The organism is Pseudomonas sp. H3_C08, assembly GCF_054669455.1.
In genome coordinates this window covers 1870255-1883176 of sequence record NZ_CP162803.1, presented here as the reverse complement: position 1 = coordinate 1883176, position 12922 = coordinate 1870255, and the positions used below count along the sequence as shown (strand labels likewise).

Sequence of the window (12922 nt, the reverse complement as noted above, 5' to 3'; positions counted from 1 at the left end):
AAAGTTCAGATGAAATTGCCGTGTCAGAAAAGCGGATCGAATTGCGTGCAGGGTGGTCAATCCACTTAAGCACTTCTCACGCCATGTGCCACACGGAGGTCATCAGATGAATATCCCGATCCCGGCCGAAACGCCCGATCCGAACATCGACAAACCCGCGCTGCCCGAGACCGAGCCGCAACCGATTCCCGAGCAAGAGCCACCCGGCACCACACCACCCCCCAAAGAAGAACCACCAACGACGATGCCTCCTGTGATCCTCTAACTGATCGTTCCCACGCTCTGCGTGGGAATGCAGCCCGGGACGCTCCGCGTCCCAAAGCGGACGCGGAGCGTCCATTGAGGCATTCCCACGCAGAGCGTGGGAACGATCATCCGGCGCAGGAATGATCAGTGGTCATCAGTCTTTTCCTCGTCCTTTTCGAACAGCTTCACGATGCGCGGCATCACGCTGAAAATCCCCAGCGCCAAAAAGGTACTGAGCAGCGCCGTCGCTTCCCGGCCCAACCCGGTCGCCACACCAATGGCCGCCGTCATCCACAGCCCGGCAGCCGTGGTCAGGCCTTTGACATGGCCTTCATCACCTTCCTTGTTTTTCAGGATAGTCCCGGCACCGAGAAAGCCGATCCCGGCAATCACCCCTTGGACTACGCGGCTCATCGCATCGGATTCCGCCCCTGATGTCTGCGGCACCAGTACAAACAGCGCAGCCCCCAGCGCCACCAACATATGCGTGCGCACCCCGGCAGCCTTGCCCTTGTGTTCGCGCTCGAATCCGAGAATGCCGCCCAGAATGGCGGCCATCAGCAGGCGCACGGTGATGCGCGTCAATTGCGACGCATCCGCGACGTCGGCGAATTCCGCCTGCAGGGTTTGCCACACTTCATGCCACCACGCGTCCATCGTGCAGTCCTTGTTATTGGCTGGATAGACGATGGACAGCGGCGACCATTGATCAGTTGCGCAGAACCATCGGCGAAGCGTGCGCCCTAACCTTTCAGACTTCCCTGACAAAAGGACCGCCCTCATGCCCGTTCGAGTCGATGAATCCAACCCCGAACAAAAAGTGTGTTTTTTCACCGTCGAGAATGGCGAAGAAATCCGCATTTGCGACACCTTGGAAGTGCGTACGGACAGCGACAAGGCCATGTCGTTTGTGGAAATAGATGGCCGGCGCGTTTACATCACCGAGGCAGAAGCCGACGAATTGACCGTCGCAGGCGCCAAGGATGGTCGCAAGCACTTGAAGGCTGACGAGAGTGGTTCGGTGATTTGACTGACCTTGATCAACACCCCGCGCAAACGCCTGATATAGGCCTTTGCGCCTTTGTCTGCGGGCTGCTTCAAGTTGTCGCAGGCGTTGCGCAGAATCGCATCTGATCCGCTTTTTATTGAAATAGCTGAGTCTGTTATGCAAACAGATCGACGCTCATAGTGCTCTGGCCTGATGGAGGCTGATGAGCGAATAACCATGAGCGAACAAATCCCCGTCCGAACCGTAGAAGCATCTCCAACTATCAAAAGTGTGCCCGCACGCCCAATGAAGTCGACGGCCAAATCCAGCGACAACCAGATCCACACCCGCAGCTTCACCGGCCTGTTCCGCACCCTGCGCATGAGTGGCGCGGGATTTCTGTTCGTGCTGTTTTTCGGCACCGTGTGGCTGAACTGGGGCGGACGTCAGGCGGTGCTCTGGGATCTTTCCGAAAGCAAATTCCACATCTTTGGCGCGACGTTCTGGCCGCAGGATTTCATTCTGCTGTCGGCGCTGCTGATCATCGCTGCGTTCGGTCTGTTCGCCATTACCGTGTTTGCCGGTCGGGTCTGGTGCGGTTACACCTGCCCGCAAAGTTCGTGGACGTGGATCTTCATGTGGTGCGAGAAGATCACCGAAGGCGAACGCAACCAACGCATCAAACTGCAAGCCGCGCCGTGGAGCCTGAACAAACTGGCGCGACGCGCGGCCAAGCACACCCTGTGGCTGGCGATCAGTGTGCTGACCGGCCTGACCTTCGTCGGTTACTTCACGCCGATCCGGCCACTGGCTGAAGAACTGCTGACCCTGCAAATCGGCGGCGTCAGCCTGTTCTGGGTGCTGTTTTTCACCGCCGCCACCTACATCAACGCCGGTTGGCTGCGTGAGGCGGTGTGCATGCACATGTGCCCGTATGCGCGGTTCCAGAGCGTGATGTTCGACAAGGACACCCTGGCGATTTCCTACGACGTGGCCCGTGGCGAAAACCGTGGCCCGCGCAAACGCGACGTGAAACCGCTTGAGGCTGGCCTGGGTGATTGCATCGACTGCCAGTTGTGCGTGCAGGTCTGCCCGACCGGCATCGACATTCGCGATGGTCTGCAGATGGAGTGCATCGGCTGCGCTGCGTGCATCGACGCCTGTGACTCGATCATGGACAAGATGAACTACCCGCGCGGCCTGATCCGCTACAGTTCCGAGCGCGAACTGCAGGGTGGCAAAACCCACCTGCTGCGCCCGCGCCTGATCGGTTACACCGTGGTGCTGGTGGCGATGATCGGCGCATTGGCGTTGGCGTTGATCGAGCGGCCGATGGTCTCGCTGGACGTGACCAAGGATCGCGGGTTGTTCCGCGAGAATGGTCAGGGCCAGATTGAAAACATCTATAGCCTCAAAGTCATCAACAAGACCCAACAGCGCCAGGACTACAACCTGAGCCTGGTGGATGGCGACGGCTTCCAGTTGCAGGGCAAGACTGAACTGAGCCTGGCGCCGGGTGAGATTGTCGATGTGCCGGTGTCGGTGGCGATGACCACGGAACGCCCGGCCAGCAGTTCGCAGACCTTGAGTTTCAAGATTGCCGACAGCGATGAGCCTGAGGTTTACAGCGTGGCGAAGAGCAGGTTTGTTGCGCCGATGAATCGCTGAGCCGTTAGAATCTTTTTCCCTCACCCCAGCCCTCTCCCGGAGGGAGAGGGAGCCGACCGAGGTGTCTGTCGCTATACATCGACCTGACAGACCGAGTCGATTATAGATTCAGCAAAGCACTATCAAGCCGAATCGATTATGGATTTAGCAAAGCACTTTCAAGCTGAGTCGATTGTGGATTCAGCAAAGCACATCAAGCTGAGTCGATTGTGGATTCAGCAAAGCACATCAAGCTGAGTCGATTGTGGATTCAGCAAAGCACTTTCAAGCTGAGTCGATTGTGGATTCAGCAAAGCACATCAAGCTGAGTCGATTGTGGATTCAGCAAAGCACTTTCAGGTCGGTGTAGTTCGCAAGCATCCCCCAATCAGTCCCCTCTCCCTCTGGGAGAGGGCTAGGGTGAGGGGCAGTTCTCCTGACACACCTCATCATCAACCAGCACCAAGGCTCCTCGATGAAACGCTACGAAAAATTCGCCGACGACATCGCTGAACTGATCCGCTCCGGCGTCCTTGGCCCCGGCCAGCGCGTGCCCTCGGTGCGTTACGCCAGCCAGACCTACGGGGTCAGCCCGTCCACGGTGTTCCAGGCCTATTACCTGCTCGAACGCCGTGGCCTGATCCGCGCCCGGCCGCGCTCCGGCTATTTCGTCAATACCCACGCGCCGAGCCCGTTCTCGGAGCCGGTGATCAGCAGCCACGTCAACGACTCCACCGAAGTCGACGTCAGCGAACTGGTGTTCTCGGTCCTCGATTCGATCAAGGACCCGAGTACCGTGCCGTTCGGTTCGGCGTTCCCCAGCCCGACCCTGTTCCCGTTGCAGCGCCTGTCGCGATCGCTGGCCAGCGCGGCCCGCGAAATGGATCCGCGCATGGTCGTCACCGACATGTCGCCGGGCAATCCGCAACTGCGCCGACAGATAGCCCTGCGCTACATGGTCGGCGGCCTGATGCTGCCAATGGAAGAGCTGCTGATCACCAACGGCGCGCTCGAAGCACTGAACCTGTGCCTGCAAGCCGTCACCGAACCGGGCGATCTGGTGGCCATCGAAGCCCCGGCGTTCTACGCCAGCCTGCAAGTGCTCGAACGGCTGAAACTCAAAGCCGTGGAAATTCCCGTGCACCCGCGCGATGGCATTGACCTCGGCGTACTTGCGCAAACCCTCGAACGCCATCCGGTCAAAGCCTGCTGGTGCATGACCAGTTTCCAGAACCCGATGGGCGCAACCATGCCCGAGGCGAAGAAACAGGAACTGGTCGAACTGCTGCGCCGCCATCAGGTGCCGCTGATCGAAGACGACGTTTACGCCGAACTCTATTACGGCCAACAAGCACCGAAACCGGCCAAGGCGTTCGACACGGAAGGTCTGGTGATGCACTGCGGTTCATTCGCCAAAAGCCTCGCCCCCGGCTACCGCATCGGCTGGGTTGCCGCCGGACGTTACGCGCAGAAAATCGAACGACTGAAACTGATGACCTCTCTGTGTGCTTCGATGCCAGCGCAAGCGGCGATTGCCGACTACCTGCAACACGGCGGTTATGACCGGCACCTGCGCAAACTGCGTTACGCACTGGAAGAACAGCAGAGCGCGATGCTCGCGGCGATTGCCCGCTACTTCCCGGCGCAGACGCGGGTCAGCCAACCGGCGGGCGGCTACTTCTTGTGGCTGGAACTGCCACCGCAAATGGATTCGCTGAAGTTGTTTCAGATGGCACTGGCGCAAGGCATCAGCATTGCGCCGGGGCCGATCTTTTCGCCGACGCAGCGCTTCAGGAATTGTATTCGGTTGAACTATGGCAGCCCTTGGACCGAGGATTCGGAAAAGGCCATGGAGACATTGGGGCGGATTGTGCGGTCGTTCTGACAGTCCTGTGTTGTCTGGGCTACAGCTATCGCGAGCAGGCTCACTCCTACAGGGGAACGCATTCCAATTGTAGGAGTGAGCCTGCTCGCGATGGCGCCAGAGCGGCCACCGCTGAATTAACGCCCACCACCCAAATCAACAAACGTCCCGGTCGCATAAGAAGCCTTATCCGACAACAACCAGACAATCGCCTCCGCCACTTCATCCGGGCGCCCGCCACGGGCCATAGGAATCGCCGACTCAAGCTTGCTGACCCGATCCGGATCGCCGCTCAGTGCGTGGAAATCGGTATAGATGTAACCCGGGCGCACCGCGTTGACGCGAATCCCCTCGCCCGCCACTTCCTTGGATAAACCGATAGTGAAGGTGTCGAGCGCGCCTTTGGACGCGGCGTAATCAACGTATTCGTTGGGCGAACCGAGACGCGCGGCCACCGACGACACGTTGACGATGCTGCCACCCTGCCCGCCGTGCTTGGGCGACATGCGCAGGATCGCGTGTTTGGCGCAGAGAATCGGCGCCAGTACGTTGGTTTTCATGATTTTCAGGATGCGGAATTCGGACATTTCGTCGACCCGCGATTTGTGTCCGACAGTGCCGGCGTTGTTCACCAGAGCGGTGACCCGGCCCAACTCGGTGTCGACCCGATGGAACAATGCGATCACTTCGTCTTCGATGCTGACGTCGGCACGCACGGCGATGGCCTGGGCGCCTAATCCGCGAACTTGCTCCAGTACGCTTTGCGCGGCTTGCTCATCCGACTGATAGTTGATGCAGATCCGATAACCTTGCTCGGCAGCCAACAACGCCGTAGCGGCGCCAATCCCGCGCCCGCCACCGGTGATCACAATGACTTTATCCATGCTGGCCTTTCCCCCAAATGCACACGTAACAGTCGGGGGGAAGAATAACCGCCATTGGCGGGTTTTGCATGAGGTCTGTTGTGTCGGGCCGGACGCCTTCGCGAGCAGGTCGAATCGTCGCACCGTCGCTCCCACAGGGGTATGCATTCCAAATGTGGGAGCGAGCTTGCTCGCGAAGAACGATAACGCGGTCGATCAGACCACCGCTGACTGCTCACCCCGCGCAATATCCCGCATGAATTTGTCCGCCGGCATCGGATGCCCGAGCAGATAACCCTGCAACGAATCACAGCCCAGTTGAGTCAGAAACGCCTGCTGCACACCGGTCTCGACACCTTCAGCGACAATGCGCAAACCCAGTGCCTGCCCCAACGCGACAATCGCCGAGACAATCGCCGCATCGTCGCTGTCATGCTCCAGATCGCGCACAAAACCGCGATCAATCTTCAGCTCGTTGGCCGGCAATCGCTTGAGGTACATCAGGCTGGAATAACCGGTGCCGAAGTCATCGATCGACAGGTCGACGCCCATGTCCGACAGTTCCTGCAACACCATCATGCTCGCATCGGCATCGCTCATGGCCGTGGTTTCGGTGATTTCCAGAGTCAGGCTGTTGGCCGGCAAGTGGTGCGTGGCCAGCGCCTTGGCCACGCTGCGCACCAGTCCCGTGTGGCAGAACTGCAACGCCGACAGGTTCACCGCGATACGCCAATCGGTGTAACCGAGCACATACCATTCGCGCATCTGGCGACAGGCTTCGTTGAGCACCCAGTCGCCGATCGGGATGATCAGCCCGGATTTCTCGGCCAGGTCAATGAACTTGTCCGGCATCAGCATGCCGTGGATCGGGTGCTCCCAGCGCAACAGCGCTTCAGCCCCGACCGGACGGCCGTTGGCGGCGTCGAACTTGGGTTGGTAATGCAAGCTGAACTGACTGTGTTCCAGCGCCGCGCGCAGGTCCTGCAACAACTGCAACTGCTTGCGCGCGTTGTTGTTCATCGACGCATCGAAAAAGCTGTAACCGTTTTTGCCGCCGCCCTTGGCGTGGTACATCGCCGCGTCGGCGTTCATCAGCAGTTCCTGCGCGGTCTGGCCATTACCCGGGTACAGGGCGATGCCGACGCTGGCGGAGATCTGCAAGTCATGCTCGGCAACGCGGAATGATTGTGCGATCAGACCGACCTGACGCGCCGCCAGTCCCAGCGCATCATTGGGTTCGCTGAGGCGCACCAGTAACACGAATTCATCGCCACCGATCCGCGCCAGCGTGTCGAGGCTGCGCAAGTCTTCACGCAGACGCACGCCGACTTCGCGCAACAACTGATCCCCCATGTGATGGCCGAACGCATCATTAACCGGTTTGAAGCCGTCCAGATCGATGAACATCAAGGCAAAGCAGCCGCCCTGCTCGTTGACCTTTTTCATCGCCTGATTGATCCGGTCGTCGAGCAACATGCGATTCGGCAGGCCGGTCAGGGTGTCGTGCAGGGCCAACTGCGTAAGTTCACGGTTGGCGACGGTCAACGAATGCGCCAGATCGGCAGTGCGCGCTTCAAGTCGTGCGTCGAGGATCGAGGTGAGCAAGGCAATCGACAGCACCGCCAGCGTGGTGATCAGCACCAGGCTGTCGAGGCCGCTGCCCTTCAAACCGTTGACGGTGGCACCGCAGAAACTGCCGTCTGGAAATTGCGCGGCGGCCATGCCGGTGTAATGCATGCCGACAATGGCGATACCCATGATGACCGCTGCGCCGCCGCGAATCAGGCGCACATACGGCGAGTGCTTACGCAGGCGAAAGGCAATCCACAGCGCCGCTGCCGATGCGCCGACCGCAATCAGCAACGAAGCGCCGAACAGCGTCGGGTCGTAGTCGATCCCCGGCGTCATGCGCATCGCCGCCATGCCGGTGTAATGCATGGCACTGATCCCGGCGCCCATGATCAGCGCACCGAAGGCCAGTTGCAGAACCGGCAGTTTCGGCTGGCTGACCAGCCACAAGGCGAACCCGCAGGACAACACGGCAATCAACAGTGAAAACGCGGTCAGGGTGATGTCGTAGCCAAGGTCGATCGGCAGTTTGAAGGCGAGCATGCCAATGAAATGCATCGACCAGACGCCGATACCCATGGCAAACGCACCGCCGGCGTTCCAGAAATGCACCGCACGGCCCTTGGCCGTGGCAATGCGACCGGTGAGGTCGAGCGCAGTGTAGGAAGCGAGAATCGCCACGCACAACGAAATAAAAACCAGGGTGGAGGAATAGCTACCGATGAGCATGGGATTTCTCGTGGCCACCCAACGCGGACTGCGTCCATTCTCGGTCGGGCAAATGCGGCGATTGTACTGATTACGCAGAAGAACGCACTGACAAAGTAATCAATTGGCCATCAAGCCGATGAAACGTTTGTTTGATCGCTCGACGAGGCTCTGGAATGGGCCTTTCTGCAACTGGCGCGCTTACTGTGGGAGCGAGCTTGCTCGCGAATAGGCGCGTTGATCGTTCCCACGCTCCGCGTGGGAATGCAGCCCGGGACGCTCCGCGTCCCTTCAAAGCCGAACGCGGAGCGTCCGTTGAGGCATTCCCACGCGGAGCGTGGGAACGATCAGTGAAGCCAACCTTCAGCGGGTGTTATCGCTGACATCCAGTTGTCCGTCCCAACCGCCGCCCAGCGCTGCGATGAGTTGCACGCTGGCAATCAAGCGGCTTTGCAGAATATTCAGCACATTGCGCTCATTGCTCAACGCCGTCGCTTGCACCACCACCACATCGATGTAGGCAATCAACCCGGCCTTGTACTGATTTTCCGTCAGGCGCAGGGAGTCGCGGGCCGCATCGAGGGCTTCCTGGCGCACCGCCGCTTCGTCTTCGTACACCTTGAGTTGCACCAGGTAGTTTTCCACCTCGCGGAAACCGTCGAGCACAGTCTGGCGGTACTTGGCCACGGTCTGGTCGTAGGCCGCTTCAGTGCGGTCGACTTCTGCCGAACGAATGCCACCGTCAAACAACGGCAGCGCCAGTTTTGGCCCCACCGACCAGAAGCGGTTCGGCAGGCTGACCAGGTTCTGCGAGGTACTGCTGCTGTAACCGCCGCTCAGACTCAGGCTCAGGTCCGGGTAATACGCCGCTTTGGCCACGCCGATATTGGCGTTGGCGGCAATCACCGAACGCTCTGCCGAAGCGATGTCCGGACGCCGCTCAAGCAACTGCGAGGGCAGGCTCAACGGCACCTGCGGCAGCTTTGGAATGGTCTGTACTTCGGCAATGTTGAAGTCCGCCGGCGCCTGCCCGGTCAGCACGGCAATGGCGTTTTCGAACTGCGCGCGCTGCCAGATCAGGTCGACCAGATCAGCCTGGGTGCTTTTCAGTTGCGTCTGCGCCTGCGCCACTGCATCACGCCCGGAAACCCCGGCGCGGTACTGATTCTGGGTCATTTTCAGCGAACGTTCGTAAGCGGCAACCGTGGCTTCGAGCAGGCGTTTTTGCTGATCGATCACGCGCAGTTGCAGGTAGTTCTGCACCAACTCCGACTGCTGGCTCAGGCGCATGGCGGCCAGATCGGCAAAACTGGCCTGAGCACTGGCCTCATCGGCTTCCAGACCACGGCGCAATTTGCCCCAGACATCGGCTTCCCAACTGACGCCAAGTTCGGCGTTATAGGTGTCGCGGATGCCACTGGAGGAACTGCTCAGGCTCGAACTGCTGCTGCCGGTGCCCTGACTGGAGCGGGTCTTGCCCAGGCTCAAGTCTACTTTGGGATAAAACGCGCCACGGGCACTGCGCACCAAGGCCTGAGCCTGGCGGTACTGGGCTTCCGACTGCGCGACGGTCTGGTTGGAATTGTTGAGTTTTTCGATCAGCCCGTTTAGCTGCTGATCGCCATACAACTCCCACCACGCACCACGGGCCAGCGAGTCGCTCGGGTTGGCCTGGGTCCAGCCAGCGGCTTCCTTATACTGGGAGATTTCGGCCGTCTGCGGGCGTTGATAGTCCGGGCCGACGGCGCAGGCACTGAGCATCGCCACGCACAGTGACAGGCTCAGCAAGCGCGAGCCCCGAACAGTGGCCAGATTGATAAGCGAACGGTCAGTCATAGCGGAGTTTCCAGAGCGGCGTCAGTACGCACGCCACGCCATTTGTTGAAACGATGGCGCAGCTTGTCGAGATAGAGGTAAACCACAGGCGTGGTGTAAAGCGTCAGCACCTGACTGAAGATCAGCCCGCCGATGATGGTGAGGCCCAGCGGCTGGCGCATTTCCGCGCCCTCGGCCCGGCCGAGCAGCAATGGCAAGGCACCGAGAATCGCCGCCAGCGTAGTCATCAGGATCGGTCGTAGCCGTTGCAGACAGGCGCTGCGGATCGATTCCAGCGGGGTAAGGCCCTGATGCCGTTCCAGTTGCAGCGCAAGGTCGATCATCAGAATGGCGTTTTTCTTCACCACGCCAATCAGCAGGAACAGCCCGAGCAGCGAGATCAGGCTGAACTCGCCGCCCAGCGCATAGATCGACAGCAACGCACCGACACCGGCCGACGGCAGGGTCGACAGAATCGTCAGCGGATGGATGTAGCTTTCATACAGCACGCCCAGCACCAGATACACCGCCAGCAACGCGCCGAGAATCATGAACGGCTGGCTCTTCTGCGTCGCGGCGAAGGCGTCGGCAGTGCCGGCCATTTTCGCGATGACGTCTTCCGGCAGGCCGAGCTTGGCAATCGCCCGCTCGATCGCGGCACTGCCCTGCTCCACCGTCACGCCTTCGGCCATGTCGAAGGAAATGTCTTCGGAGGCGAACTGGCCTTCGTGGCTGACGCGGTCGTCTTCCAGGCTGTTTTCGTAATGAGCGAACGTCGACAGCGGCACCCGCGCACCGTCAGCGGTGATCACCTGCACTTGCTTGAGCGTCACCGGATCCTGGGCGTATTTCGGATTGACCTCCATCACCACCTGATACTGGTTGAGGCTGTCGTAGATCGTCGAGATCTGCCGCTGGCTGTAGGCGTTGTTCAGAACCGCCGTGACCATGTTCATGTCGACACCGAGGCGTTTGGCCTGGTCGCGGTCGACAATCAGCGTCACTTGTTGCGCCCCGGCGCCTTCTCGGGCATCAATGGCGGTCAGTTCGGGCAGGGCTCGCAATGCCGCGACCACTTTCGGGAACCATTTACGCAACTCGCCGAGGTCGGCGCTTTGCAGGATGTAGCTGTATTGCGAACTGGTCTGCTCGCGACCGCCGCCAAATTGCAGATCCTGGTCGGCCATCAGCATCAACTGCGCACCGGGCACTTTGGGCATTTCCTTACGCAGACGCTCGATGACTTTCTGTGCCGACAGTTGCCGCTCCTTGATCGGTTTTAGACGCACAATCATGAACGCGTTGTTGGTGCCGTTGCTGCCGCCAATGAACCCGGCGACGCTTTCCACTGCTTCGTCCTTGAGCACCGCGCGGCGGAAGATTTCCATTTTCGGCTGCATCACACTGAACGACAGGCCGTCGTCACCGCGCACGAAACCGATCAATTGGCCGGTGTCCTGCTGCGGCATGAATGTTTTCGGCACCACCACGTACAGCGCGACGTTGACGCCGACGGTGATCAGCAGGCTGAGCAACGTCAAGCGGCGGTGACGCAACACCCAATCGAGGCTGGTGGCGTACTTGCCGACCATCCAGTCGTTGGTGCGGCGGCTCCAGCGTTGCAGGCGATTTTCCTGCCCCGGCGTGTGCGGCTTCAGCCAACGGGCGCAAAGCATCGGCGTCAACGTCAGCGAAACCACCAGCGATACGACGATGGCCGCCGCCAGGGTGATGGAAAATTCGCGAAACAGACTCTCGATAATCCCGCCCATAAACAGGATCGAGAGGAACACTGCGACCAGCGAAACGTTCATCGACAGCAAGGTAAAACCGACTTCCTTGGCCCCGAGGTACGCGGCCTGCATCGGTTTGACGCCTTCGTCGATGTGCCGCGAGATGTTCTCCAGCACCACGATGGCGTCGTCCACCACCAATCCTGTAGCGAGGATCAGCGCCATGAGCGAGAGGTTGTTCAGCGAGAAACCGTAGAGGTACATCACCGCAAAGGTGCCAACCAGCGACACCGGCACGGCCAGTGTCGGAATCAGCGAGGCGCGGAAGTTACCGAGGAACAGGAATACCACCAGAATCACCAGCGCCACGGCAATCAGCAAGGTCATCTCGGCTTCATGCAGCGTCGCCTTGATCACCGGCGAGCGGTCCATGGCCAGATTCAGCTTTACGCTGGCCGGCAACACCGCTTGCAAAGCCGGCAGTTGCGCCTTGATCTCGTTGACCGTCTCGATGATGTTGGCGCCAGCCTGGCGGTTGATCACCAGCAGCACCGCCGCGTCATCGTTGAAGAAGCCGCTGTTGTAGCGGTCTTCAACGCCGTCGCTGACCTTGGCCACGTCCTTGAGGCGCAGCGAGGCGCCGTCGGCGTAGTGGATGATCAGTGACTCGTAATCCTTGGCTTTCTCCAACTGGTCATTGGCCTGGATCTGCCACAGGCGTTGACCGTCCTCGACCGAACCCTTCGGCCGGCGTACGTTGGCATCGGCGATGGTCTTGCGCACATCGTCGAGCGCTACACCGTACTGGTTCAGCGCCTGCGGTTCGAGCTCGATGCGCACCGCCGGCAGCGAACTGCCGCCGATCTGCACTTCACCGACGCCCTGCACTTGCGACAGGCTCTGGGACAGAATGGTCGAGGCCAGATCGTAGAGCTGGCCTTTTTCCAGCACATCGGAGGTCAGCGACAGCACCATGATCGGTGCCTGCGACGGGTTGACCTTCTTGTAGGTCGGCATACTGCGCATGCCGCTTGGCAACAGATTGCGCGAAGCGTTGATCGCCGCCTGCACTTCCCGCGCAGCACCGTTGATGTCGCGGTCGAGATCAAATTGCAGAATGACCCGGGTCGAACCCTGACTGGAGCGGCTGCTCATGGTGTTGACGCCGGCGATTGCGCCGAAGGAACGCTCCAGCGGTGTGGCCACGGTGGACGCCATGACCTCCGGGCTCGCGCCGGGAAGGCTCGCCTGCACGACGATCACCGGGAAATCCATTTGCGGCAGTGGCGAAACCGGCAGCAGGCCGAAGCTGACACCGCCGAGCAGCATGATCGCCAGGCTCAGCAGCATCGTCGCGACCGGGCGCTTGATGAAAGGACCGGAGAGGTTCATTGACCGCGATCCCCAACGTCACACCAATCCCCTGTAGGAGTGAGCCTGCTTGCGATAGCGGTGTGTCTGTTTACATTGATGTTGCAGGTGCCGGCCT

The 12922-nt window shown here is 60.2% G+C and carries 9 protein-coding genes; 4 read left to right on the top strand and 5 right to left on the bottom strand.

Annotation, left to right across the window (positions count from 1 at the left end; genetic code table 11):
* Positions 1 to 106 precede the first annotated feature (106 nt).
* Positions 107 to 265 carry a hypothetical protein gene (locus AB4N74_RS08730; RefSeq protein ID WP_460099462.1) on the top strand — a complete coding sequence of 53 codons (159 nt, stop codon included), beginning with the start codon at positions 107 to 109 and terminating at the stop codon, positions 263 to 265.
* Positions 266 to 390: 125 nt separating this feature from the next.
* On the opposite strand, the gene AB4N74_RS08725 is transcribed toward AB4N74_RS08730, so the two are convergent.
* Complete coding sequence (locus AB4N74_RS08725; RefSeq protein WP_320336855.1) at positions 391 to 903, bottom strand: MgtC/SapB family protein; 513 nt, start codon at positions 901 to 903, stop codon at positions 391 to 393.
* A gap of 124 nt (positions 904 to 1027) precedes the next feature.
* Between AB4N74_RS08725 and AB4N74_RS08720 the strand changes: the two genes are divergently transcribed.
* The 3 genes from AB4N74_RS08720 to mapR all read left to right on the top strand — a co-directional run bounded on the left by AB4N74_RS08720 (position 1028) and on the right by mapR (position 4766).
* Positions 1028 to 1276, top strand: coding sequence for a DUF3203 family protein (locus AB4N74_RS08720; RefSeq protein WP_093432963.1), 249 nt, complete (start codon positions 1028 to 1030; stop codon positions 1274 to 1276).
* Between the two features lie 195 nt (positions 1277 to 1471).
* Positions 1472 to 2902 carry a cytochrome c oxidase accessory protein CcoG gene (gene ccoG / locus AB4N74_RS08715; protein WP_460099458.1) on the top strand — a complete coding sequence of 477 codons (1431 nt, stop codon included), beginning with the start codon at positions 1472 to 1474 and terminating at the stop codon, positions 2900 to 2902.
* Between the two features lie 454 nt (positions 2903 to 3356).
* Positions 3357 to 4766, top strand: a complete 1410-nt coding sequence (gene mapR / locus AB4N74_RS08710; protein WP_093432967.1) for a GntR family transcriptional regulator MpaR — start codon at positions 3357 to 3359, stop codon at positions 4764 to 4766.
* A gap of 116 nt (positions 4767 to 4882) precedes the next feature.
* Here mapR and AB4N74_RS08705 read toward each other — a convergent pair whose 3' ends face one another.
* The 4 genes from AB4N74_RS08705 to AB4N74_RS08690 form a co-directional block, all read right to left on the bottom strand.
* Complete coding sequence (locus tag AB4N74_RS08705; protein ID WP_093432969.1) at positions 4883 to 5629, bottom strand: SDR family oxidoreductase; 747 nt, start codon at positions 5627 to 5629, stop codon at positions 4883 to 4885.
* 195 nt (positions 5630 to 5824) lie between these two features.
* Positions 5825 to 7906 carry a putative bifunctional diguanylate cyclase/phosphodiesterase gene (locus AB4N74_RS08700; RefSeq protein ID WP_460099454.1) on the bottom strand — a complete coding sequence of 694 codons (2082 nt, stop codon included), beginning with the start codon at positions 7904 to 7906 and terminating at the stop codon, positions 5825 to 5827.
* Positions 7907 to 8248: 342 nt separating this feature from the next.
* Entirely contained in the window at positions 8249 to 9721 is a 1473-nt protein-coding gene (locus AB4N74_RS08695; RefSeq protein ID WP_460099452.1) for an efflux transporter outer membrane subunit, read from the bottom strand.
* Positions 9718 to 12825, bottom strand: coding sequence for an efflux RND transporter permease subunit (locus tag AB4N74_RS08690; protein ID WP_460099450.1), 3108 nt, complete (start codon positions 12823 to 12825; stop codon positions 9718 to 9720). The genes AB4N74_RS08695 and AB4N74_RS08690 overlap by 4 nt, the downstream gene beginning before the upstream one ends.
* Positions 12826 to 12922 lie beyond the last annotated feature (97 nt).

Bases quoted from the DNA above. Each gene is read 5' to 3' on its own strand.
- AB4N74_RS08730 (WP_460099462.1), top strand. From the start codon at position 107: ATGAATATCCCGATCCCGGCCGAAACGCCCGATCCGAACATCGACAAA.
- AB4N74_RS08725 (WP_320336855.1), bottom strand. From the start codon at position 903: ATGGACGCGTGGTGGCATGAAGTGTGGCAAACCCTGCAGGCGGAATTC.
- AB4N74_RS08720 (WP_093432963.1), top strand. From the start codon at position 1,028: ATGCCCGTTCGAGTCGATGAATCCAACCCCGAACAAAAAGTGTGTTTT.
- ccoG (WP_460099458.1), top strand. From the start codon at position 1,472: ATGAGCGAACAAATCCCCGTCCGAACCGTAGAAGCATCTCCAACTATC.
- mapR (WP_093432967.1), top strand. From the start codon at position 3,357: ATGAAACGCTACGAAAAATTCGCCGACGACATCGCTGAACTGATCCGC.
- AB4N74_RS08705 (WP_093432969.1), bottom strand. From the start codon at position 5,629: ATGGATAAAGTCATTGTGATCACCGGTGGCGGGCGCGGGATTGGCGCC.
- AB4N74_RS08700 (WP_460099454.1), bottom strand. From the start codon at position 7,906: ATGCTCATCGGTAGCTATTCCTCCACCCTGGTTTTTATTTCGTTGTGC.
- AB4N74_RS08695 (WP_460099452.1), bottom strand. From the start codon at position 9,721: ATGACTGACCGTTCGCTTATCAATCTGGCCACTGTTCGGGGCTCGCGC.
- AB4N74_RS08690 (WP_460099450.1), bottom strand. From the start codon at position 12,825: ATGAACCTCTCCGGTCCTTTCATCAAGCGCCCGGTCGCGACGATGCTG.